This window comes from Actinopolymorpha rutila, assembly GCF_013407855.1.
GTDB lineage: Bacteria > Actinomycetota > Actinomycetes > Propionibacteriales > Actinopolymorphaceae > Actinopolymorpha > Actinopolymorpha rutila.
Genome location: NZ_JACBZH010000001.1, coordinates 2,340,607 through 2,364,786 on the forward strand (window position 1 = coordinate 2,340,607; position 24,180 = coordinate 2,364,786).

Sequence of the window (24,180 nt, forward strand, 5' to 3'; positions counted from 1 at the left end):
ACCGGTCATGCCCGGTCGCCGCGGTCAGGACAGGCGTACTGGAAGACTCTCCACGCCCCGGATCAGGCTGCTGTGCCGCCACCGCACCTCGTCGGGCTCCAACGCCAGCGACAGCTTGGGGAAGCGGTCGAGCATCCGGCGGAACGCCACCTCCGCCTCCAGCCGGGCCAGCGGCGCACCGACGCAGTAGTGGATCCCGTGGCCGAATGCCAGGTGCCCGCCGCCCCGCCGGGTGACGTCGAGGTGCCCGCCCCCGGGGAACCGGTTCTCGTCGTGGTTGGCAGAGGCCAGCGACACCAGGACGAACTGTCCGCGCGGAATCTCCACGTCACCGAGCCGCACCGCCTCGGAGGTGAACCGCATGGTGGCGAGGTTGATCGGCCCGTCGTAGCGCAGGAACTCCTCGACCGCGCCGCCCACCAGAGTCGGGTCGGCGCGCAGCCGGTCGAGCTGGTCGGGGTTGCGCAGCAGGGCGAGCACGCCGTTGCCGATCAGGTTGACGGTCGTCTCGTGCCCGGCGACGAGGAGCAGGAACGCCATCGCGATCAGCTCGTTCTCCTCCAGCCGGTCGTTGTCGTCGCGGGCCTGCACCAGGCCGGTGAGCAGGTCCTCACCGGGGTTGGCGCGCTTGGCCGCGATCAGCTGGCTGAGGTAGGCGGCCATGGCGTACGACGCGGTGCGTACCTCGTCGTCGGTCGGGTCGTCGGCGAGCACCACCGCGGACCAGGCGCGGAAGTCCTCGCGGTCCTCGAAGGGAACGCCGAGCAGCTCGCAGATCACCGTCATCGGCAGTGGGAACGCGAAGGCGTCGATCAGGTCGACCGGCTCACCATTCGCGCCGCGCGCTGCCATCGCGTCCAGCAGCTCCTCGGTGATCGCCTCGATCCGGGGACGCAGCGCCTCGACCCGGCGGGAGGTGAACGCCTTGTTGACGAGCTTGCGCAACCGGGTGTGGTCGGGCGGGTCCGAGCTCAGCATGTGCGCACGCAACGCCTCGGCGAAGACCATTTCGTCGCCGAGCTGCTCGGGGTCCATGTACTGGTCCAGCACCCGGCCGTTCTTCAGCAGCCGCGGATCGGCGAGGGCTGCCCGGGCCTCGTCGTACCTGGTCACGATCCAGGTCTCCCAGCCGTGGGGGAGTACGACCTTGCGGGCCGGCCCCTCCTCGCGGAGCGCCGCGTGGACCGCCTCCGGATCCTGGAAGTAGTCGGTGTCCAGTGCCGGCGGCGAGCCATTCGGCTCCGCCGCGGTGTGCCCGGTGGGGTGCACCGTGGTGGGCCCCGTGCCCGTCGTACCGACCACTCCTGGCTTCGTCATGTGTCGTCCTCCCTCGTGTGCCCGGCAGCTCCGGGACGTGCCCTGGCCGGACCGGCGGCCCGGGGCGCCTGCCGAGCCCCCGCAAGGATGAACGTCCGAGCACCGGCCGGTGATCCTTCGCGAGGAGGAAATCTCCTCTCGGTGGGGTGCCGGTGGGATGTTCGGTGGGGTGGCCCACGGAGGGCATGCAATCCGGATGCGACCGGCTGGCCGGACGGCTATCCTCGGCCTGCCCGGGCGGCCCGGCTCCGCGACTTCCCGCGCGAGTTCCGCGACGCCCGGCCGGACGAAAGGACCAGCGCATGCGAGCCAGCACCGCGTCTTCGACCTCCGGTGTCGTGACGAGGGGTACGTCCGCGACCAGTCGCTGACCTGCCGGCTCCGTCCTGACCGGCGGCGAGCTGTCTCGCCCGCCGGTGCCCGACCGCGTTCCCGCGTTCCGCGTACGCCATCCGCGTTCGCGCGCGCCTGCGCCCTGTCGACTCATTCGACGCCGGAGGGCTGTTCGCCCATAATCTCCTCGCGTCCGGAGTTCCACGTATGCGCGCGTACGCCGTCTACCTCCTGATCCGCGGGCTCGGCTCCTTCGCCGGCGCCTGCGCGTTCACCCTCAACCTCGTCTACCAGATCCAGACCGTCGGCCTCGGTCCCCTCGAACTCGTCCTCGTGGGCACCGTGCTGGAGGTCACCTGTTTCCTCGCGCAGGTGCCCACCGGAGTCATCGCCGACCTGTACAGCCGCCGGCTGTCGGTGATCGTCGGCTACCTGCTCATCGGGACGGGCACCCTCCTCGAGGGGCTCGTCCCCGCGTTCCTCGCCATCGTCGTCGGCAACGTCGTCTGGGGCATCGGCTCCACCTGCGTCGACGGCGCCGAGGAGGCGTGGGTGAGCGGCGAGCTCGGTGAGGACCGGGCGCCGGCCGTGTTCACCCGGGGTGCCCAGGTCGGCCAGGTGACCACCGTCGCGGGCATCGGCGCGGGCGTCCTGCTCGCCGGGATCGGCCTGAACCTCCCGATCGTCGCCGGCGCCGCGGTGTGGCTGTTGCTGGGCGCCGTCCTGGTGTTCGTGATGCCGGAACGCTCCTTCGAGCCGGCGGCACCGGCCGAGCGGGGATCGTTCGCGGCGATGCGCGGGCAGTTCGTGGCCGGCGCCCGGGTGGTGCGCGGCCGGCCCGTCCTGGTGTGCCTGCTGGCCGCCGGGCTGTTCCTCGGCCTGGGTGGTGAGGGCTGGGACCGGCTGCAGCAGGCGCACTTCCTGGAGAACCTGCGGTTCCCTTCGTTCGGTACGCCGGTGGTGTGGTTCGGCGTGTTCAGCGTCATCGGCATGCTCGGCTCGGTCGCCGTCACCGAGGTCGTCCGGCGCCGGCTCGACCCGGCGCGTCCCGGGCGCCTCGGGACGATGCTGGTGGTCGCCCAGCTCGGCGTGGTCGCGGGGGTGCTGGTGTTCGCGTCGGCCGGTGAGTTCTGGCTCGCCGCGGCGGCGAGCGTGCTGGTGGGGCTGCTGCGGTCGGTGTGCCACCCGCTGGTGGCGAGCTGGCTGGTGGCGAACACCGAGCAGCGCACCCGGGCGACCGTGTTCTCCATGTCGGGCCAGGTCGACGCGGCCGGGCAGATCCTCGGCGGCCCGCCCGTCGGGCTGGTCGGCGAGCGCGTCGGCATCCGCGCCGCGCTCGCGCTGACCGGTCTGCTCGTACTCCCGGCGGTCGGGTTGTACGCCCGTGCGGTCGCGCTCGGCCGGTCGCGGGACCGGTCGCGGCGTGTGAGACGTGAGCGAGCCGACTCGATCCCGTAGGCTCGTTGACCATGGCCCGGACGTCTTCCCCCGTACGCCGGGGACAATCCCGCACGGCCGGCCCCGCACGCTCGGACACGCGCACCGGCACCCGCACCCGCTCGGCGTCCGCGGCGCCGGCACGGTCGAACAGGTCCGGCGCGTCCGGAAAGAAGCCACCGGCCAAGAAGGCGGCGGCGAAGAAGTCCCAGGCCAGACGCCCTGCACGGGGGAAGAGCTCGGGTTCGGTCGGCAGCGTCCTCGGTCAGCTGCTGACCGGGATCGTCCGGCTCGTCGCCGGCATCTGGCTCGGCATCGCACATCTCGTCGGCGGCATCGTCCGGCGGATCGGGTCGAGCGCGCGCGAGCTCGACCCCGAGCTTCGCCGCGACGGCGTCGGCCTGGCGTTCGTCGGCCTGGCCATCGTGGTCGCGGCCGCGGTCTGGTGGCGGATACCCAACGACGTCGGGAAGGCGATCCGTGGGGTGGTCGCCGGCACCGTCGGCGTGCTCGACTGGTCGATCCCGATCCTGCTCGCCCTGGTGGCGTGGCGGACGCTGCGCCACCCCGACCGAAACGGTCCCGGTGGACGCCAGGCGATCGGCTGGGCGTCGATCCTGGGTGGCGTCCTCGGGCTGGTTCACATCAAGGACGGGCTGCCCCGCCCCACCGGCGGGATCAAGAGTCTCGAGCACGCCGGCGGCGCCATCGGGTTCGTGATGTCGTCGCTGCCGGCCGACCTGCTCACCGTGTACGTCGCCGTTCCGCTGCTGATCCTGCTGACGTTGTTCGGTGTGGTCGTGGTGGGCGGCACCCCGCTGCACGCGCTGCCCGAGCGGTTCCGGGAAGCCTGGGACCACCACATCCTGCGCAAGGACACCGGCGGGGACGCCGACGGGGCCGACGGCGAGACCGACGTGAAGGGGGACGCGCCGACCCAGCCGCTGCGCCGGTCGCGTTCCCGACGGCGGGTCGGGGCGGCGGCCAAGAGCGAGAACGACGGCGAGGAGTCCGGGTTCTCCGGCGACGCGCCGTACGACAGCCCGGTGCTCGAGGGCCGCGAGCTCGGCAAGCGCGGCAAGGGCAAGCCGGCCGGCGACGCAAACTCCTCGGGTGCCAGTGCCGGTGCCGGTGCCGATGCGGCCGCCGCGGCTGCCGCTGCCGCTGCTGCGGGCGGGAAGGACGACAGCGACGGCAAGCACGCCGAGCCCCCGCCGCACAGCCCGCTGCCGCAGCGGGTCGAGCAGCTCGCGCTGTCCGGCGACGTGACGTACACCCTGCCCGCCAACGACGTGCTGGTGCCCGGCTCGGCCCACAAGGCGCGCACCAAGGCCTCCGACGCGGTCGTCGATCGGCTCACCGAGGTGCTGGAGCAGTTCGAGATCGACGCCCAGGTGACCGGCTACACGCGCGGGCCGACGGTGACGAGGTACGAGGTCGAGCTCGGGCCCGCGGTCAAGGTGGAGAAGGTCACCGCGCTCAGCAAGAACATCGCCTACGCCGTGGCCAGCACCGACGTGCGCATCCTGTCGCCGATCCCGGGCAAGTCCGCGATCGGCGTCGAGATCCCCAACACCGACAAGGAGACCGTCAGCCTCGGCGACGTACTGCGCTCCAACGTCGCGCGCAGCGACCACCACCCGATGGTGGCCGGGCTCGGCAAGGACGTCGAGGGCGGCTTCGTGGTTGCCAACCTGGCGAAGATGCCGCACCTGCTGGTGGCGGGTGCCACCGGTTCGGGTAAGTCGACCTTCATCAACTCCATGATCAGTTCGATCCTGATGCGGTCCACCCCCGACGAAGTGCGCACGATCCTGGTCGACCCGAAGCGGGTGGAGCTCAGCGCCTACGAGGGCATCCCGCACCTCATCACTCCGATCATCACCAACCCGAAGAAGGCCGCCGAGGCCCTGCAGTGGGTGGTCTCGGAGATGGACCGCCGCTACGACGACCTGGCGGCGTTCGGGTTCCGGCACCTGGACGACTTCAACAAGGCCGTCCGCACCGGCAAGGTCACTCCGCCGCCGGGCAGCGAGCGCATCCTCACGCCGTACCCCTATCTCCTCGTCATCGTCGACGAGCTGGCCGACCTGATGATGGTCGCCCCGCGCGACGTCGAGGACTCGGTCGTACGGATCACCCAGCTCGCCCGGGCCGCCGGAATCCACCTGGTCCTGGCCACCCAGCGGCCATCGGTCGACGTGGTGACCGGACTCATCAAGGCCAACGTGCCGTCCCGGCTGGCGTTCGCGACGTCCAGCATGGCCGACAGCCGGGTCATCCTCGACCAGCCCGGCGCGGAGAAGCTGGTCGGGCACGGCGACGGACTGTTCCTGCCGATGGGCGCGAGCAAGCCGATCCGGATCCAGGGCGCGTGGGTCTCCGAGAGCGAGATCCACAAGGTCGTCGAGCACTGCAAGACCCAGTTGCAGCCGATGTACCGCGAGGACGTCACCGCCGCACCGGGCGCCAAGAAGGAACTCGACGACGACATCGGCGACGACATGGACCTCGTGGTGCAGGCCGCCGAGCTGATCGTGTCGACGCAGTTCGGGTCCACGTCGATGCTCCAGCGCAAGCTGCGGGTCGGCTTCGCCAAGGCCGGCCGGCTGATGGACATCCTGGAAAGCCGCGGCGTCGTCGGACCCAGCGAGGGTTCGAAGGCGCGGGACGTCCTCGTGAAGCCGGAGGACCTGGAAGGCTTCCTGATCATCCTGCGCGGCGACGCCGAGTCCGAGTAGGCCCGCGCCCACTCGGCCGCCGGCACTCTTCCGCGGAAGAGTCGCGCGCTCCTCCGCCGGCCGGCGGGCCTCCGCACACGACGTGCCGATCCCGGCCGACCGGCGTGGGGCCCCGGCGTACCCCGCGACGCCCGGGCCCGCGATCATGTCGCCAGGGACAACCGACCGCGGTTGGTCCGACAGCGAGATCGCGAGGAGTGGTGGCGTGCGCATTGCGGTGACCGGGGCGAACGGCCGGCTGGGCAGGGGAGTGGTGGCCGCCGCGCTCAAGGACGGCCACGAGGTCGTCGCGCTGGACCGCGTCACCGGGCTGGCCGAGGGCGAGCGGGACGTCCGGGCCGCGTTCGGGACCCTGTCGGTGCCCGTCCAGGACGTCGACGTCACCCACTACGACAACCTGCTCGAACGCCTGACCGCCGCGCAGGCGGACGCGCTGGTGCACCTCGCCGCGATCCCCGGCCCGGGCGGTACGCCCGACCACCTCGTCCACGCCACGAACGTCCTCGGCAACTACCACGCGCTGCGCGCGGCGGTCGAGCTCGGCATCCGCCGCGTCGTGTGCGCCTCCAGCATCAACGCGATCGGCGGCATCTACAGCAAGCACGCCCACTTCGACTACCTGCCGGTCGACGAGGCGCATCCGACCTACGCCGAGGACGCCTACAGCCTGTCGAAGTGGCTCGGTGAGCAGCAGGCGGACGCGCTCGTACGCCGGGAGCCCGACCTCACGGTCGCCAGCCTCCGCTTCCACGGCATCACTCCCCACCCGCCGACCAGGGAGCCACGCGACGAGGAGCGGCTCGCCTTCGAGGCCAAGCACCTGTGGGGCTGGGTGGGGCTGGAGGAGGCGTCCCGGGCCTGCCTGCTCGGCCTGACCGCCGACTTCACCGGGCACGAGGTGTTCTTCGTGGTCGCACCGACCACCACCAGCGTTCTCGACTCCCAGGAGCTGAGGCGCAGGTTCTACCCCGACGTGGAGGTCCGAACAGAGCTGTCCGGGCAGCAGGGTTTCTACGACTGCGGCAAGGCCGTGAGGGTGCTCGGCTGGTCCCACGACGGGTAGCACGCCGGCGCGCGTGGACCAGCACCCACCACGGTTCGCAGATCTGCCGGGACGCCGGCGTACGACCGGAAGGGTTGGCATGAAGCTCGCAGAGATGGTTCCGTCCGCGCCCGAGGCCGCACCGCTGGCCCGGCTCGTGGTCCAGGCCGGCGTCGGCTGGGCGGTCGGCGGACTGCCGCAGACCGTCGGCGCGGACCGGCGGGGTGACGACGCTCCGTGGGACTACCCCCCGCTGCTGTCGATGCAGAAGCGGTACGAGAACGCCGGCCTGCGGCTGGCCGTCATCGAGGCCCGGCCGCCGCTGGGCAGGGCCAAGCGCGGGCTGGACGGCCGCGACGCCGAGATCGACGCCGTGTGCACCCTGCTGGAGAACATGGGCCGGCTCGGCATCCCGGTGTGGTGCTACGAGTGGATGAGCGACTTCAACTGGCTGCGTACCGACACCGCCGTGCCCTCCCGCGGGGGTTCGCTGGTGAGCGGGTACGACCATGCGCTGATGCAGCAGGCTCCGCCGGTGGAGGCCGGGCCGGTCAGCGAGGACGAGCTCTGGGAGAACCTCGAGTACTTCCTGCGCCGGGTCGTACCCGTCGCGGAGAAAGCGGGCGTCAAGCTGGCCATGCACCCCGACGACCCGCCGATCTCACCGGTCCGCGGAGTCGGCCGGATCATGCGCAGCGTCGACAACTTCCAGCGACTCCTCGACCTCGTGCCGAGCCCGGTGAACGGCATCACGCTGTGCCAGGGCAACTTCCGGCTGATGACCGACGACATCCCGGCCGCGATCCGGAAGTTCGGCGAACAGGGAAAGATCTTCTTCGTCCACTTCCGCGACGTCCGCGGCACCGTGGAGAACTTCGTGGAGACCTGGCACGACGACGGCCCGACCGACCTGTACGAGTGCCTGCGCACCTACCGCGAGGTGGGGTTCGACGGGCCGATGCGGCCCGACCACGTGCCGACGGTGGAGGGGGACAGCAACGTCAACCCCGGCTACTCGCTGTACGGCAGGCTGTTCGCGCTCGGCTACATCCGCGGGCTGATGGAGGGCGTGGGGCGCGACGGCCGGGTCGGTCAGAACAGCGCCGCGCCGGACCAGGCCGGCGTCGCGTCGGCTCAGGCGGATCAGGACGGGGCCGTGTCGGTGGGCTGACCCGGCCCGCCGGGCACGACCCGGAACAGGTCGCCGGGCTGGCAGTCGAGTGCGTCGCACAGGGCGGTGAGCGTGGAGAAGCGCACCGCCCTGGCCCGGTTGTTCTTCAGTACGGACAGGTTGACGACGGTGACGCCGACCCGGCGGGCGAGCTGGGTGACGGTCATGCCGCGCCGGGCCAGGAGTTCGTCCAGCCGGCACTCGACCCGATGCCCCTCACCAGCGCCACCATCACGGTCGCCGTCACCGCCGCGGGCCGCCCTCACGCCAGCCCCTCCACGTCCCGGCTCATCAGGCGCCCCCGCCGGGGAGGACGGAGACCGTAGCGCGGGTAGTGGGACGTTGGTCCGGCTCGGTGCTTCTGGCACGGATGTCGCGAACACGTTCGGTCATGCTGATCCCCCGTCGGTCGAGCATGGGCGGACCTGTCGACGCTTGCCGTTGACTGGTCGCGGCTGATCGTGACTGGGTGATGCCCGTCGAGACGGCCGGATTGCCGGGTACGACGCATCGACAATCGATAAGGTACGCCGGGAACTGCCCCACCGCCAGACCGCGCGGGGGAGGCGGGTCCGGCGCGCGGGGGACGCCGGGATCGCCGATCGAGCTCCCGTACGCGAGGATGGGGCCCGATGACTGTGCCTTCCCATGTCCACCCGACCGCCGACGCGACCACCACCGTGGCCGTCGTCACCCTCGGCTGCGCCCGCAACGAGGTCGACTCCGAGGAGCTCGCCGGCCGGCTGGCCGAGGGCGGCTTCACCCTCGTCGACGACGCCGAGTCCGCCGACGCCGTTCTGGTCAACACCTGCGGCTTCATCGAGACCGCGAAGAAGGACTCGGTGGACCAGCTGCTCGGTGCCGCCGACCTGAAGTCCGACGGCGGGCGTACGCAGGCGGTGGTCGCCGTGGGCTGCCTGGCCGAACGCTACGGCGAGGAGCTGGCCCGGGAGCTGCCCGAGGCGGACGCGGTGCTGAGCTTCGACGACTACCCCGACATCGCCGACCGCGTACGCACGATCCTGACCGGCGCCCCACACGTGCCGCACGCCCCGCGCGACCGGCGCAAGCTGCTTCCCATCTCACCCGCCGCGCGTGGTTCGGCCGCGGCGGACTCGACCGGTGCCGGCGGCGCGGTCGTCCCCGGCCACCGGGTGGTGACGGCGGACTCTCGCGTGGGAGAACCCGACCTGCCCGCGGGCATCGCGCCGGCGTCGGGTCCTCGCGTACACCGGCGGCGGCTCGGCGGCGGCCCGGTCGCACCTTTGAAGGTCGCGTCCGGCTGCGACCGGCGCTGCGCGTTCTGCGCGATTCCTCGCTTCCGGGGTGCGTTCATCTCCCGGCCTCCCGAGGACGTCCTGGCCGAGGCGGGCTGGCTGGCCGGGCACGGCGTCCGCGAGCTGTTCCTGGTCAGCGAGAACTCCACGTCCTACGGCAAGGACCTCGGTGACCTGCGGCTGCTGGAGACCGGCCTGCTGCCCGACCTGGCCGCCGTCGACGGGATCGAGCGGGTCCGGGTGTCCTACCTCCAGCCGGCCGAGATGCGTCCCGGCCTGGTCGAGGCGATGGCCACCGTGCCGGGCGTCGCGGCGTACTTCGACCTGTCGTTCCAGCACTCCAGCCCCACCGTCCTGCGCCGGATGCGGCGGTTCGGCGACACCGAACGCTTTCTCGGCCTGATCGAGCAGATTCGCGCCGTCGCGCCGGAGGCCGGCATCCGCAGCAACGTCATCGTCGGCTTCCCCGGCGAGACCGAGGACGACGTCGAGGAGCTGTGCGGGTTCCTGGAGGCGGCCCGGCTGGACGTGGTGGGCGTGTTCGGCTACTCGGACGAGGACGGTACGGAGGCGCTGGGCTACGACGGCAAGCTCGACGAGGACGAGATCGCCGCGCGGGCAGCCCGGGTCGGTGAACTCGCCGAGGAACTCACTGCGCAGCGGGCCGAGGACCGGATCGGGGAGGTCGTCGACGTCCTGGTCGAGTCCGTCGACCCGGAGGAGACCGCCGACTCCGCCGAGCCGGCCGGGTCCGTCGAGGGCCGGGCCGCGCACCAGGGGCCCGAGGTCGACGGCACCACCCGGGTGGTCGGTGCGCCCGGCGCCCGGGTCGGCGATTTCGTCCGTGCCCTCGTGGTGGACACCGAGGGTGTGGACCTCGTGGCGGAGGCCCTGCCAGGTGCGGGTGCAGGTGCGGGTCGTTGAGGTCTCGGGGAGGCGTACGGTGACCGAAGTTCCGAAGGCCTCGCCCAGTGTGTGGAACGGCCCCAACGTCCTGACCGCGCTCCGCGTGGTGATGGTCCCGGTGTTCGGCTGGCTGCTGCTGAACGAGGGCGGGGCCAACACGACCTACCGGTTCGCCGCGCTCGCGGTCTTCCTGCTCGCCGCGCTGACCGACCGGTTCGACGGCGAGCTCGCTCGGCGTTACAACCTTGTCACCGACTTCGGCAAGATCGCCGACCCGCTCGCGGACAAGGCGCTGATGGGCATGGCCCTGGTCGGGCTGTCCATCCTCGGTGAGCTGCCCTGGTGGGTGACGGTCGTGGTGCTCGTCCGCGAGGTGGGTATCACCCTGCTGCGGTTTCTCGTGATCCGGTCGCAGGTGATCGCGGCCAGCCGGGGCGGCAAGGCCAAGACCGTGCTGCAGACCGTGGCGATCGCGCTGTACCTCCTGCCCTACGACGGGCCGGTGCGGATCGTGGCGATGGTGGTCATGGCCGCGGCCGTGGTGGTCACCGTGGTCACCGGGGTGGACTACCTGTGGAAGGTGCTGCGGTCCCGCCGGTCGCGGTCCGCGTGACGCTCGACGTCGAGGGGGTTGTCCGGTGGTGTCCGAAAGCGGAGTCGGAACGAGTGCGGCCGGAACGAGCGCGGCCGGAACGAGCGCGGCCGGAACGAGCGCGGCCGGAACGAGCGCGGCCGGAACGAGCGGGTTGAGCGCGGCGTCGGCCGAGGACCTGGCCGGCCGGTGTCACGAACTCCTGAGCCGGCAGCACGCGACCGCCGCCACCGCCGAGTCGCTGACCGGCGGACTTCTGGGTGCGGCGTTCACGCACCAGGCCGGTTCCTCCTCGACCTACCGCGGCGGTGTCGTGTCGTACGCCGTGGATCTGAAGACGTTGCTGCTCGGCGTCGACGCGGACAAGCTGGCCGAACACGGACCGGTGCACCCGAGCACCGCCCGGGCGATGGCCGAGGGGGTACGCGACCGGCTCGGTGCCACCTACGGCCTGTCCACCACCGGAGTCGCCGGGCCCGAGCCGCACGGCGACCAGCCGGTCGGCACGGTCGACGTGGCCTGCGCCGGACCTGGGGGTACGCGGGGCGAACGGCTGCGGCTCCGGGGCGATCGGGAGCAGATCCGCCGGGCCACCGTCACCGCCGCTCTGGAGCTTCTCCTGGACGTACTCCGGGCCACGCCGCGCAACAGCTGATCAATCCGTTCCGTGTCCCGGGCGTGCGGAGTCGTCACCGGGGTACGAAGGCGGGTACGGTGGGTTCAGCCCACAGCCGGATGTCCGGTGTCAGATCATTCGACGCCGGACACCACACCAAGGGGACACCGAGGGGAGCCACCAATGGTCCTGGTTCGTCACCTGCTGGGTGGCGTACTCCGCCGCCAGCGCCTACGCCGCGGGCTCACTCTCCGCGAGGTGTCCCTCGACGCCCGGGTGAGTCTGGGCTACATCTCCGAGATCGAACGCGGCCAGAAGGAAGCCTCCAGCGAGCTGCTGGCCGCGATCTGTACCGCCCTGGACGTCCCGCTGTCCGACGTGTTGCGTGAGGTCAGCGACGAGATCGACAAGGCACAGACCCGCAGCGTCCTCACCGCCGCGCCCCGCCAGCAGGTGATCAGGAAGGTCACCTCCAAGCGGATCGCCGCCAACCGGATCGACGGGCCCCGACTGGACACCTCGAGGATCGAGCCGACCGACGCCCACCGTGACGTCGTCGTAGCCGCCTGATGGCGGCCGGCCCCGACCCAGCCGACCCACCGCACGAGGATCCTCCGCGCGAAGCTCCGTCGCGGGAGGATCCTCCGTACGCCGCGGACGAGCGCGGCATGCTCGACGCCTGGCTCGCCTTCCACCGCGCGACCGTCGCGGTGAAGTGCGCCGGCCTGACCCAGGACGGCGCCCACAACGCCCCGGTGCCGACGTCACCGACGATGACCGCGGCCGGCCTGGTGTCCCACCTGAGGTGGGTGGAGAGCTACTGGTTCGAGCGCGTGCTCCTCGGCGAGGCCGACGCCGCGCCGTCCGACCCCGACGATCCCGACGCCGAGTGGCGCCCGCCCTACGACGTGCCGCTCGCCGACCTGCTCGCCGCGTACGACAAGCAGGTCGCGAGGTCGCGGGAGATCGCCGCGGTGTTCTCCCTGGACCACCGGGCCGCCCCACGCCGTCCCGGCGAGGAGGGCGTCACGCTGCGCTGGATCCTGCATCACCTGATCGAGGAGACGTGCCGGCACAACGGCCATCTCGACATCGTTCGCGAGCTCACCGACGGCGTGACCGGGGAGTAGCGGCGGCAGGCACGGCGCGGACCTGCCGCGTCGTACGGAGGTCAGCCGGCCTCGGAGCTCGCGGGGTCGGGCTGGCAGTGCGGGCACCAGAACGTCACCCGCTCCTGTCCGGGTGGGCCGAGTTCGCCCCGCCGGATCCGGGTCCGGCACCGTCGGCACGGCTCGCCGGCCCGGCCGTACACCCAGTGCCCGCGGCCCCTGCGCAGGTCGCCGGTGGTGGCCTGTTCGGGATGCTCGCGGTTGACCCACAGCAGTTGCCGGGCCAGCCGGACCATCCGGGTAAGGTCACCGGCCGCCGACACCGGGGCGGTCGGCGGAACCCCGCGCAGGAACAACACCTCGGCGCGGTAGAGGTTGCCGATCCCGGCGAGGTTGCGCTGGTCCAGCAGCGCCTCACCGATGGTGCGGTCGGGTTGGTCGGCCAGCCGGCGTACCGCCTCGGCCTGGTCCCAGTCCGGGCCGAGCAGGTCCGGGCCGAGGTGGCCGACCAGCGTGTCCTCCCGCTCGGTGGGTACGAGGTCGACCCGGGCCAGGCTCCGGCCGATCGCGACCGCCCGGGCGTTGGCCAGCACCACGCGGACCGGTTCGCGTGGCCCCGGGAACGCCGTACCGGCCGGGAACAACCGCCACGACCCGTCCATGCCCAGGTGCGTGTGCAGGGTCAGGTCCGGCTCGATCCGGATCAGCAGGTGCTTGCCGCGGGCGAGGACCTCGGTCACCGTCCGGCCGGTGAGGTCGGCGGTGGCGTGCTGGGGTACGCGCAGGTCGGCGTGCGTCAGCGGCTGCCCGGCCAGCGCCACCGCCAGCCGCCGGGCCGTCAGCCAGACGGTGTCGCCCTCAGGCACCGGGCACCACAGCGGGGGCCGCGGGGGCCGCGGTGGAGTCCAGCCAGTCCCACCAGCCCGAGTCGAGGACCCGCCGGGCGAGCAGCTCGTAGCCGACGGCACGTGGGTGGGCGCCGTCGCCGGTGGCCAGCTCGGCCCGCCACCTGGTGTCCTCGGCGAACGCCTGCGTGAGGGGTACGAACGGGACGCCTCGCCGGGCGGTGAGCTCCCGCATCAGCACGGTCAGCCCCAGCAGTCGCTCGTTCCGTGAATCGTCGGTCAGCGCGGGCGGGCCGACCACGAGTGTGGGCAGCCCCCGCCGCCGGGTCCACTCGAGCAGGTCGGCCAGCACGGCGAGGGTGCCGACTCTCGGCACCCGCTCGGCGCCGTCCTCACCTTCCCCGGGCGCGGTGTCGTTGGTCCCGAAGGACAGGACGACCCGGTTGTCGCAGCCCGCGGCCTGGCGCGAGGCGATCTCGCCGGCGAACCTCGCCTGGATGTCGCGGGAGGTGTCCCGGCGGACGCCGAGGTTGTAGAACGTGAGGTCCCGGCCCCTGCGCAGCGTCTCCCGGGCGACCCGCCCCACCCAGCCCAGCCCCTCGGGGTCGCCCACGCCGGCGGTGTAGGAGTCGCCGACGAAACAGATCCGCAGGTCGGTCATGGCCGCATTCTTCCCGACCGCGCTCCGGGCGGACCGAGACCCCAGGCCCCGCCACTCGCTTCACCGGCGGCCCACTTCGAAACACGCCCTCCCTCGTCCGGCGCGCCCCGGTCCGTGGGCCATGCTGGCGGCATGGACTTCGCAGACGTCGTACGCCGCCGCCGGATGGTGCGCAACTTCGACCCCCGGCCCGTGGACCCGGCTGTGGTCGAGCGCATCCTGGACAACGCGCTGCACGCACCGTCGGCCGGCTTCAGCCAGGGCTGGGGATTCCTGGTGCTGGACCAGCCGGCCGACGTCGAGCGATTCTGGGCCGCCACCACACCGGAGGGGGCCGGCACCGACTCCTGGTCGCAGGGCCTGCGCCGGGCTCCGGTACTGGTCGTACCGCTGTCGTGCAAGCGTGCCTACCTCGAGCGGTACGCCGAGCCCGACAAGGGCTGGACCGACCGGGACGAGACACGGTGGCCCGTGCCGTACTGGCACATCGACACCGGCATGGCCGCGCTGCTGATGCTCCTCACCGTCACCGACGAGGGGCTCGGCGCCTGCTTCTTCGGCATCCCGCCCGAACGCATCCCGGCGTTCCGCACGGAGTTCGGCGTACCGGAGGACCATCTACCGATCGGCGTGGTCGCCCTCGGCCACCGCGCACCGGACCGGCGTTCGCCGTCGCTGCGGCGCGGGCGGCGCGATGCGAGCGAGGTGGTGCACCGCGGCCGGTGGTGACCGCGGCGCAACTCCGCCCTGTCCCGCCGAGGGTCAGTCCTCGTCGTCCACCCAGTCGAACGTCCGGGTGACCGCCTTCTTCCAGCGCGTGTAGTCGCGCTCGCGCATCTTGTCGTCCATCTTCGGCGTCCAGCGCTTGCCCTCCTGCCAGTTGCGGCGCAGGTCGTCCTCGCCGGACCAGTAGCCGACGGCCAGGCCCGCCGCGTACGCCGCACCGAGCGCGGTGGTCTCGGCCACCTGCGGACGGACCACCGGCACGTCGAGGATGTCGGACTGGAACTGCATCAGCAGTTCGTTGAACACCATGCCGCCGTCGACCTTGAGCTCGGTCAGGCTGACGCCGGAGTCGGCGTTCATCGCGTCGACGACCTCGCGGGTCTGGTACGCCGTGGCCTCCAGCACCGCGCGGGCGATGTGGCCCTTGTTGACGTAGCGGGTCAGGCCGACCAGGGCGCCGCGGGCGTCCGAACGCCAGTACGGCGCGAACAGCCCCGAGAACGCCGGGACGAAGTACGCGCCGCCGTTGTCGTCCACCGAGCGGGCCAGCGTCTCGATCTCCTCCGCCTGGCTGATCAGGCCGAGGTTGTCCCGGATCCACTGCACCAGCGACCCGGTGACCGCGATCGACCCCTCCAGCGCGTAGACGGGTGCGTTGTCGCCGATCTGGTAGCAGGCGGTGGTGATCAGGCCGTTCTCGCTCATCACGCGTTCGGTGCCGGTGTTCAGCAGCAGGAAGTTGCCGGTGCCGTAGGTGTTCTTCGCCGTACCCACCTCGAAGCAGACCTGCCCGAACGTCGCCGCCTGCTGGTCGCCGAGGATGCCGGCGATCGGCACACCGGGCAGCGAGCCACCGCGCCGGCCCTCGGCGTACACCTGCGACGACGGCCGGATCTCCGGCAGCATCGACATCGGGATGCCCATCTCCTCGGCGATGTTCTCGTCCCACCGCAGGGTGGCGATGTCCATCAGCATCGTCCGGGACGCGTTCGTCACGTCGGTGATGTGCAGGCCGCCGTCGGTGCCGCCGGTCATGTTCCACAGCAGCCAGCTGTCCATCGTGCCGAACAGCAGCTCGCCGCGCTCGGCGCGTTCGCGGACGCCGTCCACGTTGTCCAGGATCCAGCGCACCTTCGGACCGGAGAAATACGTTGCGAGCGGGAGACCGGTGCGGTCGCGGTAGCGCTCGGCCCCGCCGCCGAGCGCGCCGAGCTGCTCACAGATCCGGTCGGTGCGGGTGTCCTGCCACACGATCGCGTTGTAGACCGGCTTGCCCGTCGCGCGGTCCCACACCAGGGCCGTCTCCCGCTGGTTGGTGATGCCGACGGCAGCCACGTTGGTGGCGGTGAGGTCCGCGCCGGCCAGCGCACCGGCCACGGTCTGCCGGGTGTTGCGCCAGATCTCCTCGGCGTTGTGTTCGACCCAGCCCGCGCGCGGGAAGATCTGTTCGTGCTCCAGCTGGTGCACGCTCACGACCTGACCCGCATGGTCGAAGATCATGCACCGGGTGCTGGTCGTTCCCTGGTCGATGGCTGCGACGTAGTCGGTCATGTGAGCTCCCACTGGGTTGGAAGGGTGCGGGGGTAGCGTACGTAGAACCGGCGTAGGTGGGCCGGGGCCTGGTGGGGAGGTGGCATGTCAGGACGCGACCCGGGCGAGCAGCCCCGCGACGAGGCCTCCGATCAGCGGCGCCACCACCGGCACCCAGGCGTACGGCCAGTCGCTGTCGCCCTTGCCTTTGATAGGAAGAACGGCATGGGCGAAGCGTGGGCCGAGGTCGCGGGCGGGGTTGATCGCGAAGCCGGTCGGGCCGCCCAGGCAGGCGCCGATCCCCACCACCACCAGCGCCACGGCCAGTGGGCCGAGCCCGGACGGCGTGCGCCCGAACACCAGAACGACGTAGACCAGGACGAAGGTCGCGATCGCCTCGGTCACGACGTTCCATGCGTACGCACGATAACGGGGCGCGGTGGCGAACACCGCCAGCTTGTCGGCTCCGACCTCGCTGTGTTCGAAGTGCATGCGGTACGCCAGGAAGCACAGCACCGCACCGACGAACGCGCCCAGGAACTCCCCGACCAGATAGGCGAGGGTGTTGAGGGGCGTTATCGGGATGCCCGGTGCGAAGCTGGGCGCGCCGTCGACGAGGATGCCGAACGTCACCGCGGGGTTCAGATGCGCGCCGCTGGCGTACGCGACGTACACGCCGACGAAGATGCCCAGACCCCAGCCGAGGCTGACCAGCAACCAGCCTCCCCGGTGGCCGAACGTGTTCTTCAGCCGCACGTTCGCCGCCACCGAGCAACCCAGCAGGGTCAGCATCATCGTCCCCAGCGTCTCCGAGACGACGATCGTCCACATCGAGGGACCCTTCCGGGCGGCGGCGTGCGACGGGCGGCGGCGACCGAGCGGTGCCCGGAGACCACGAGCCGGCCGACCGTCCCTGCCCGATCCTGCCCGCCGTCGTACCTGTTGTCGCGAAAGTCCGCGACTTCTGCGATCCTGCGTGATTCCCGGATATCGGGGCCGGCAGGTGTCCGCTTGAGTCCGCTGTCCACGTATGCCTGAGGAGTTGGTTGTGAGTAGTTCCGGGAAGTTGGGCCCACAGGAACGCGCCGAGGCCTGGGACCGGTTCGGTGCCGAGCAGTTCGACGTACTCGTGGTGGGTGGCGGCGTGACCGGTGCCGGCTCCGCACTGGACGCCGTGACGCGCGGGCTGAACACCGCACTGGTCGAGGCGCGCGACTTCGCCAGCGGCACGTCCAGCCGGTCCAGCAAGCTCTTCCACGGCGGCCTGCGCTACCTCGAACAGTTCAACTTCGGCCTGGTCGCGGAGGCGTTGCGCGAACGCGAGCTCATGCTCACCCGGATCGCGCCGCACCTCGTCAAGCCGGTGCAGTTCCTCTACCCGCTGCAGCACCGGCTGTGGGAACGCCCGTACGTCGGCGCCGGCCTGATCCTCTACGACACCATGGGCCGCGGCCGGTCGGTGCCCGCGCACCGGCACCTCAGCCGGACGGGCGCACTCAGGCTCAGCCCCGGACTCCGCCAGGACTCGCTGGTCGGTGCGGTGCGTTACTACGACGCGCAGGCCGACGACGCGCGCCACACGCTGACGGTGGTGCGCACCGCCGTCCGCTACGGCGCCGCGGTCCGCAACTCCAGCGAGGTGACCGGGTTCCTGCACGAGGGCGGCCGGGTGGTCGGCGCGGAGGTACGCGACGTCGACTCCGGTGCGACGACCACGATCCGGGCGAAGGTCGTCATCAACGCGACCGGGGTGTGGACCGACGACCTGCAGCGCCTCACCGGCGGTCGGGGGCGGTTCCGGGTGCGGGCCTCCAAGGGCGTGCACGTCCTGGTGCCGCGGGACCGGATCGCCTCCGAGGTCGGGCTGATTCTGCGGACCGAACGCTCGGTGCTGTTCGTGATCCCGTGGGGCAACCACTGGATCATCGGCACCACCGACACCGACTGGAACCTCGACCGCGCCCACCCCGCGGCCAGCCGGGCCGACATCGACTACATCCTGGCCCACGTCAACGAGGTCCTGTCGGTGCCGCTCACCCACAACGACATCGAGGGTGTGTACGCCGGGCTGAGGCCGCTGCTGGCGGGGGAATCCGAGCAGACCAGCCAGCTGTCCCGGGAGCACGCCGTGGCCCGGCCGCTGCCCGGCCTGGTGTCGATCGCCGGCGGGAAGTACACGACGTACCGCGTGATGGCCAAGGACGCGATCGACGCGGCCCGGCCCGACCTCGGGCACACGCTGCCGCCGTCGGTGACCGAGCACGTGCCGCTGGTCGGTGCGGAGGGTTACCACGCGCTGATCAACCAGGTGGACCGGCTGGCCGAGGATCGCGGACTCCCGGTGTGGCGGATGCAGCGGTTGCTGGACCGGTACGGCTCGATGGTGGACGAGCTGATGGCGCTGGCCCAGGACGACCCGACGCTGCTGGAGCCGCTGCCCGGCGCGGGGGAGTACCTCCGGGTGGAGGCGAAGTACGCCGCCACGCACGAGGCGGCGGTGCACCTGGACGACGTGCTCGCCCGGCGGACCCGGATCTCCATCGAGACGCCGCACCGGGGCACCGAGTCCGCGCAGCCAGCGGCCGAACTCGTCGCGGACGTGCTCGGCTGGGACGACGCGCGCACCCGCAACGAGGTGGAGGTCTACCAGGCCCGCGTCGCCGCCGAACGCGAGTCGCAGACCAAGCCGGACGACCTGGGCGCCGACGCCGAGCGGCTGCTCGCACCGGACACCCGCAAGCTCGCCGTGGGCCGCGCTTTGGGCTGACCCACCTGCTGAGGGGGCCGGCCTGCTGACCGGTGGGTCGCGGGTGTGCGGTCAGCCGCGCATCCGCAAGCCACGCGGCGTGACGTGGAACCCGGCCGCCGCCAGCGCGGTGGCCAGCGGCGTGGTGCCGTCGGGGTGGTTGGCCGGTCGCAGGATCGCCTCGCCGTCGACGCGTTCGACGGTCAGCTTGCCGAGCACCCCGTCGCGGACGGCGAGCGCGAGCGCGTCGACCGCGGGTTGCAGCACCTGGAGATCCTCCGACCAGGTGAGGAACGTGCGGCCGCCGCGTTCGACGTACAGCACCAGCTCACCGTCGACGAGGACGACGAGCGCACCGGCCTTCCGGCCGGGCCGGTGGCCGTGCTGGTCGTCCGGTGCACGGTCGGGTCTGGGCGGCCAGGCCAGCGCGGCGCCGTAGGGGTTGGCCGGGTCGGTGGCGGCGAGCACCAGCGTCCGGCCGGACGCGTCCGCGGACCGGCTACCCGCTCCCTGCCCAACCGGTCTGCCCCGACTGCCCTGCCCAACCGGCCCGCTCTGCTCGGGGGTGGTGTCGGCGTTCGGGTCACCCATGCCGCGCAACCGGTCGACGGCGCCGGGCGCACCGAACTGCGCTGCGCCCAGGCCGGCGACGAAGTAGCCCCGCCGGCAGCGGCCGGACTCCTCGAATGCCGACAGCACCTGGTAGACCGCGGCGAACCCGCCCGGGATGCGCTCGGCGACCACGGCGCCGCGGGTCACCACACCGTGCCGGTCGAGCAGCGCCTCGGCCGCGGCGTGCGCGCGCCGGGTGGCGTCGGGATCGCGTTCGGGCAGCAGCGACCAGCGCCCGGCGGCGGTCGGCGGACCGGTCCGCGACGGCATCGCCGGGCGGCCCCGGCCGCGAAGGCCCGACCGTCCGGCGGCGAACCGCGCCCGGGGCGCGCTGCGCCGGCTCCGGTGCGCCGAGGAGCCGCTGCCCACCAGCGTCCGCAGCGGGGCCAGCGTGTCGCCGGTGACGTGCCCCGCCCACACCAGGTCCCACAGCGCCGTCACCAGCGCCTGGTCGTCCAGCACCGGACTCTCGCCGACCCTGGCCTGGACCGCGCTGGACAGCGGCCGGAAGAAGAACCCTCCGCCGGACTCGAGCACCTCCAGGATCGCCGTGTGCACAGGGCCCGGCTCGAAGTCCGGATCGGGGTCGGGCAGCGTCAGGTCGGCGGTGTCGGCGAGGTGCAGCGACACCCAGCCATCTGTGCCCGGCAGCGTGCCGTGGCCGGACCACACGACCTCGCCGGAGGCGGTCAGCTCGTCCAGCATCGCGGGGGAGTAGTCGGGCACGCGGGTGGCCAGCACCAGGCGTTCGAGCGCGGACGCCGGTACCGCGCACCCGGCCAGTTGCTCGACCACCGACAGCACGCCGTCGGTGCCGCGCTGGCGGCCACCGACCTGCTGCCAGGCGGGAAGGAACCGGGCGAGTACGGCGGGCTCGACCGGCTCGACCTCGCTGCGCAGGACGGCGAGCGAGCGGCGGCGAAGGGTGCGCAGCACCCCGGCGTCGCACCACTCCGTGCCGTGTCCGGCGCCCGCCGACCGGGCGGCCGGGACGACCGGTCCTTCCGTGCTGTCCGTACCGTCCTCGCCAGAAGAGCGGTCAGTGCCGTCCGCTCCCTGTGTTCCACCGTCGGGCACCGACGCCTCACCCGCGGGCCGGAAGGCGCCCTCGACCACCCGCCCCTCGCCGGCCAGTCGGCGCAGGGTGTCGGCGACCACGACGACCCCCAGTCCGAACCGGGTGGCCACCTCCCCGGCGTGGAACGGTCCGTGCGTGCGGGCGTACCGCGCCACCAGGTCACCCATCGGGTCGGCGACCGGCTCGGTGAACGCCTCCGGCACGCCGACGGGCAGCGGAATGCCGAGCGCGTCCCGTAGCCGCGCGGCGTCCTCGACCGTGGCCCAGCGTTCGTCGCCGGCCAGCCCTGGTCCGCGGAACGCGATCACCCGGCGGGCCCGGGCCAGCTCGGCGAGCCAGCCGGCCGCCTGGGTGGGTTCGGTGCAGCGCCGCTCGATTTCTGCCGCGGACAGCGGGCCCAGCAGCCGCAGCAGGTCGGTGACTCCCTCGGCGTCGCGGCACCGGCGGTCGGGTGTCAGCCGCTGCAGCTCGGCCTCGGTCCGCTCGATCACCTCCGCATCGAGGAGGTCGCGCAGCTCGGTGGTGCCGAGCAGTTCCGCGAGCAGCGACTTGTCCAGGGCCAGCGCCGCGGCCTTGCGTTCGGCCAGCGGGGCGTCCCCTTCGTACATGAACGCGGCGATGTAGCCGAAGGTCAGCGACTTCGCGAACGGCGACGGCTCCTGGGTCTCCACCTCGACCACCCGGATCCGGCGGGCGGCCACACCGCGCAGCAGCTCGACCAGCCCGGGCAGGTCGTAGACGTCCTGCAGGCACTCGCGCACCGTCTCCAGGACGATCGGGAACGAGGCGTACTTGCCGGCGACGGTCAGCAGTTGCGCGGAGCGCTGCCGCTGCTGCCACAGCGGTGTGCGGCGGCGCGGGTCGCGACGGGGGAGCAGCAGGGCACGGGCGGCGCACTCGCGGAACCGGGACGCGAACAGCGCCGACCCGCCGAGCTCGTCGGTGACGATCCGCTCGATCTCGTCCGGCTCGAACAACACCACGTCGGCACCGGGCGGGTCCTCGTCGGTGTCGGGGATGCGAAGGACGATGCCGTCGTCGGCGTGCGCTGCCTGGACGTCGACGCCGTAGCGTTCGCGCAGCCGGCCACCGATGGCCAGTGCCCACGGCGCGTGCAGCCCGCCGCCGAACGGCGTGTGGACGCAGACCCGCCAGTCGCCGAGCTCGTCCCGGAAACGCTCGACCACGATGGTCCGGTCGTCGGGCACGTGCCGGGTCGCCTGCTTCTGCTCCTCGAGGTAGGAGACGAGGTTGTCGGCCGCCCACTCGTCCAGCCCCGCCGCGCGCACCTGTGCCCGCGCGTCGCCGGGTGCCTGCCGGCCCAGCTTGCGGACGAACGCGCCGATCGCCTGACCCAGCTCGGCCGGCCGGCCCAGCGCGTCGCCCTTCCAGAACGGAAGCCGCCCGGGCTGTCCGGGCGCCGGCGAGACCAGCACCCGGTCGTGGGTGATGTCCTCGATCCGCCAGGACGAGGCGCCCAGGGTGAAGACGTCGCCGGTGCGCGACTCGTACACCATCTCCTCGTCCAGCTCACCCACCCGGCTGGCCTTCTCGCCGACCAGGAACACCCCGAACATGCCCCGGTCGGGGATCGTGCCGCCGCTGGTCACCGCGAGCCGCTGGGCGCCGGGCCGGGCGGAGAGGGTGCCCGCCACGCGGTCCCACACCAGCCGGGGCCGCAGCTCGGCGAACTCGTCGGAGGGGTAGCGGCCGGCCAGCATGTCCAGCACGGCGTCGAACGCCGACCGGGGCAGGGCGTGGAACGGCGCGGCCCGGCGGACGAGGTCGTACAGCTCGTCCACCGGCCAGGCGTCCACGCACACGGCGGAGACGATCTGCTGGGCGAGCACGTCGAGCGGGTTGGCCGGAACCTTCGTGGCCTCGATCAGCCCGGTGCGCATCCGCTCGGTCACCACCGCGGTGGCGATGAGGTCGCCGCGGTACTTCGGGAAGATCACGCCCCGGGACACCGCGCCGACCTGGTGGCCGGCGCGACCGACCCGCTGCAGGCCGCTGGCCACCGAGGGCGGCGCCTCCACCTGCACCACCAGGTCGACCGCGCCCATGTCGATGCCCAGCTCCAGGCTGCTGGTGGCGACCACGCAGGGCAGTCGACCGGACTTCAGGTCGTCCTCGATCAGCGCCCGCTGCTCCTTGCTCACCGAGCCGTGGTGGGCGCGGGCCAGAACAGGAGCCGCACCTCCGCTCGCACCCGCCTGGCCCATCAGCTCCGCCGGCCGCCCGACCACCCGCGGCCGCACGAGGTCGCCGGGGAACAGGTCGGACAGCTCGCCGGAAACCTCCCCAACCTCCTCCCGGGCACCTTCCGCGGCACGCTCCTCGGCGATCTCGTTCAGCCGCGCGGTGAGCCGCTCGGCCAGCCGCCGGGAGTTGGCGAAGACCAGCGTGGACCGCTGGGCGGCCACCAGGTCGGTGACCCGCTCCTCCACGTGGGGCCAGATGGAGACGCGGCGCTCGGCGCCGGCCGCCGCACCCAGCTGCTCCTCCGGCGGCAGCGGCCGGCCGAGTTCGCTCATGTCCTCCACGGGCACGACGACCCGCAGGTCGAACTCCTTGGCGTACGGCGGATTGACCACCGTCACCGGGTCGGCCCCGCCCAGGAACCGCGCCACCTCCTCGACCGGGCGTACGGTCGCGGACAGCCCGATCCGCTGGGCCCGGCGACCGGACGACGACGGCGCGGTCACGGTCACGGCTCCGGCTACTGCCGCCTTCTCGCCGGTGCCGCCGTCCGCGGCTTCGTCCGTGGTGTCCGTCTCCGGCTCGGTGAGCAACGTGTCGAGCCGCTCCAGCGACAGCGCCAGGTGTGCGCCGCGCTTGGTGCCCGCCACCGCGTGCACCTCGTCCACGATCACCGTCTCCACACCACGCAGCGACTCCCGGGCCTGGGAGGTGAGCAGCAGGAACAGCGACTCAGGCGTGGTGATCAGCACGTCGGCGGGGGTGCGGGCGAACCGGCGGCGCTCCTCGGCCGGGGTGTCACCGGACCGGACGGCCACCTCGATGCGCGGCTCGGGCAGGCCGAGCCGGGCGGCGGTGTGCCGCAGGCCGGCCAGCGGTGCGCGGAGGTTGCGCTCGATGTCGACCGCGAGGGCCTTCAGCGGCGAGACGTAGAGAACCCGGCACCGGCGGGTGCGTTCGGCGGGGACCGGCTCGCGGGCCAGCCGGTCCAGCGCCCACAGGAAGGCCGCGAGCGTCTTGCCCGAACCGGTCGGTGCGACCACCAGGCTGTGGAGGCCCCGGCTGATGGCGTCCCAGGCACCCTCCTGAGCCGCCGTGGGCGCGGCGAAGGAGGACCGGAACCACTCCTGGGTGGCCGGGGAGAAGCGGTCGAGTACGTCGGACACCGCTCCATCGTGCCCCCGCCCACCGACAACCCGGCCCGCGGGCGGCGTCCGCCCAGGTCAGGCGACGTTCACC

17 protein-coding genes and 1 pseudogene are annotated in these 24,180 nt (G+C 72.5%); 11 read left to right on the top strand and 7 right to left on the bottom strand.

The window, feature by feature from the left end:
- Positions 1-24: 24 nt before the first annotated feature.
- Positions 25-1,317: a cytochrome P450 family protein gene (locus F4554_RS10535; protein WP_179787214.1), complete on the bottom strand. Its 1,293-nt coding sequence runs from the start codon at positions 1,315-1,317 to the stop codon at positions 25-27.
- A gap of 540 nt (positions 1,318-1,857) precedes the next feature.
- On the opposite strand from F4554_RS10535, the gene F4554_RS10540 reads away from it, so the two are divergent.
- The 4 genes from F4554_RS10540 to F4554_RS10555 all read left to right on the top strand — a co-directional run bounded on the left by F4554_RS10540 (position 1,858) and on the right by F4554_RS10555 (position 8,041).
- A complete protein-coding gene (locus F4554_RS10540) occupies positions 1,858-3,108 on the top strand; it encodes an MFS transporter (RefSeq protein WP_179787215.1) in 1,251 nt (416 codons plus the stop codon).
- 11 nt (positions 3,109-3,119) lie between these two features.
- Positions 3,120-5,828, top strand: a complete 2,709-nt coding sequence (locus F4554_RS10545; protein WP_179787216.1) for an FtsK/SpoIIIE family DNA translocase — start codon at positions 3,120-3,122, stop codon at positions 5,826-5,828.
- Positions 5,829-6,033: 205 nt separating this feature from the next.
- Complete coding sequence (locus F4554_RS10550) at positions 6,034-6,891, top strand: NAD-dependent epimerase/dehydratase family protein (protein WP_179787217.1); 858 nt, start codon at positions 6,034-6,036, stop codon at positions 6,889-6,891.
- 79 nt (positions 6,892-6,970) lie between these two features.
- A complete protein-coding gene (locus F4554_RS10555) occupies positions 6,971-8,041 on the top strand; it encodes a mannonate dehydratase (RefSeq protein ID WP_179787218.1) in 1,071 nt (356 codons plus the stop codon).
- On the opposite strand, the gene F4554_RS31490 is transcribed toward F4554_RS10555, so the two are convergent.
- A complete protein-coding gene (locus F4554_RS31490; RefSeq protein ID WP_425546732.1) occupies positions 8,014-8,307 on the bottom strand; it encodes a helix-turn-helix domain-containing protein in 294 nt (97 codons plus the stop codon). The two genes, F4554_RS10555 and F4554_RS31490, sit on opposite strands and share 28 nt — an antisense overlap.
- 366 nt (positions 8,308-8,673) lie before the next feature.
- Here F4554_RS31490 and rimO point away from each other — a divergent pair, with 366 nt between their 5' ends.
- From rimO to F4554_RS10585, 5 genes and pseudogenes are all read left to right on the top strand, one after another.
- Positions 8,674-10,242 carry a 30S ribosomal protein S12 methylthiotransferase RimO gene (rimO, locus tag F4554_RS10565; protein WP_179787219.1) on the top strand — a complete coding sequence of 523 codons (1,569 nt, stop codon included), beginning with the start codon at positions 8,674-8,676 and terminating at the stop codon, positions 10,240-10,242.
- A gap of 19 nt (positions 10,243-10,261) precedes the next feature.
- On the top strand, positions 10,262-10,837 hold the full coding sequence (pgsA, locus tag F4554_RS10570; protein WP_179787220.1) for a CDP-diacylglycerol--glycerol-3-phosphate 3-phosphatidyltransferase: 576 nt from the start codon (positions 10,262-10,264) through the stop codon (positions 10,835-10,837).
- A 133-nt stretch (positions 10,838-10,970) separates the two neighbouring features.
- Positions 10,971-11,471 carry a CinA family protein gene (locus tag F4554_RS10575; RefSeq protein WP_179787221.1) on the top strand — a complete coding sequence of 167 codons (501 nt, stop codon included), beginning with the start codon at positions 10,971-10,973 and terminating at the stop codon, positions 11,469-11,471.
- A gap of 144 nt (positions 11,472-11,615) precedes the next feature.
- Positions 11,616-11,849: pseudogene (locus F4554_RS34220) on the top strand (helix-turn-helix domain-containing protein); the annotation flags it as partial.
- A gap of 251 nt (positions 11,850-12,100) precedes the next feature.
- On the top strand, positions 12,101-12,562 hold the full coding sequence (locus F4554_RS10585) for a DinB family protein (protein WP_202889238.1): 462 nt from the start codon (positions 12,101-12,103) through the stop codon (positions 12,560-12,562).
- 41 nt (positions 12,563-12,603) lie between these two features.
- Here the strand turns inward: F4554_RS10585 and F4554_RS10590 are convergent, their stop codons facing one another.
- Positions 12,604-13,407: an Fpg/Nei family DNA glycosylase gene (locus F4554_RS10590; protein ID WP_179787223.1), complete on the bottom strand. Its 804-nt coding sequence runs from the start codon at positions 13,405-13,407 to the stop codon at positions 12,604-12,606.
- A complete protein-coding gene (locus F4554_RS10595) occupies positions 13,400-14,047 on the bottom strand; it encodes a DUF459 domain-containing protein (protein WP_179787224.1) in 648 nt (215 codons plus the stop codon). The genes F4554_RS10590 and F4554_RS10595 overlap by 8 nt, the downstream gene beginning before the upstream one ends.
- Positions 14,048-14,179: 132 nt before the next feature.
- Between F4554_RS10595 and F4554_RS10600 the strand changes: the two genes are divergently transcribed.
- The gene (locus F4554_RS10600) at positions 14,180-14,776 is read left to right on the top strand and encodes a nitroreductase family protein (RefSeq protein WP_179787225.1); all 597 of its coding nucleotides are present in this window, start codon (positions 14,180-14,182) and stop codon (positions 14,774-14,776) included.
- Positions 14,777-14,809: 33 nt separating this feature from the next.
- On the opposite strand, the gene glpK is transcribed toward F4554_RS10600, so the two are convergent.
- The gene (glpK, locus tag F4554_RS10605) at positions 14,810-16,324 is read right to left on the bottom strand and encodes a glycerol kinase GlpK (protein ID WP_179787226.1); all 1,515 of its coding nucleotides are present in this window, start codon (positions 16,322-16,324) and stop codon (positions 14,810-14,812) included.
- An 87-nt stretch (positions 16,325-16,411) separates the two neighbouring features.
- On the bottom strand, positions 16,412-17,134 hold the full coding sequence (locus F4554_RS10610; RefSeq protein ID WP_179787227.1) for an MIP/aquaporin family protein: 723 nt from the start codon (positions 17,132-17,134) through the stop codon (positions 16,412-16,414).
- 199 nt (positions 17,135-17,333) lie between these two features.
- Between F4554_RS10610 and F4554_RS10615 the strand changes: the two genes are divergently transcribed.
- The gene (locus F4554_RS10615) at positions 17,334-19,070 is read left to right on the top strand and encodes a glycerol-3-phosphate dehydrogenase/oxidase (RefSeq protein ID WP_179787228.1); all 1,737 of its coding nucleotides are present in this window, start codon (positions 17,334-17,336) and stop codon (positions 19,068-19,070) included.
- 51 nt (positions 19,071-19,121) lie between these two features.
- Here F4554_RS10615 and F4554_RS10620 read toward each other — a convergent pair whose 3' ends face one another.
- A complete protein-coding gene (locus F4554_RS10620) occupies positions 19,122-24,107 on the bottom strand; it encodes an Lhr family helicase (RefSeq protein WP_179787229.1) in 4,986 nt (1,661 codons plus the stop codon).
- Positions 24,108-24,180 lie beyond the last annotated feature (73 nt).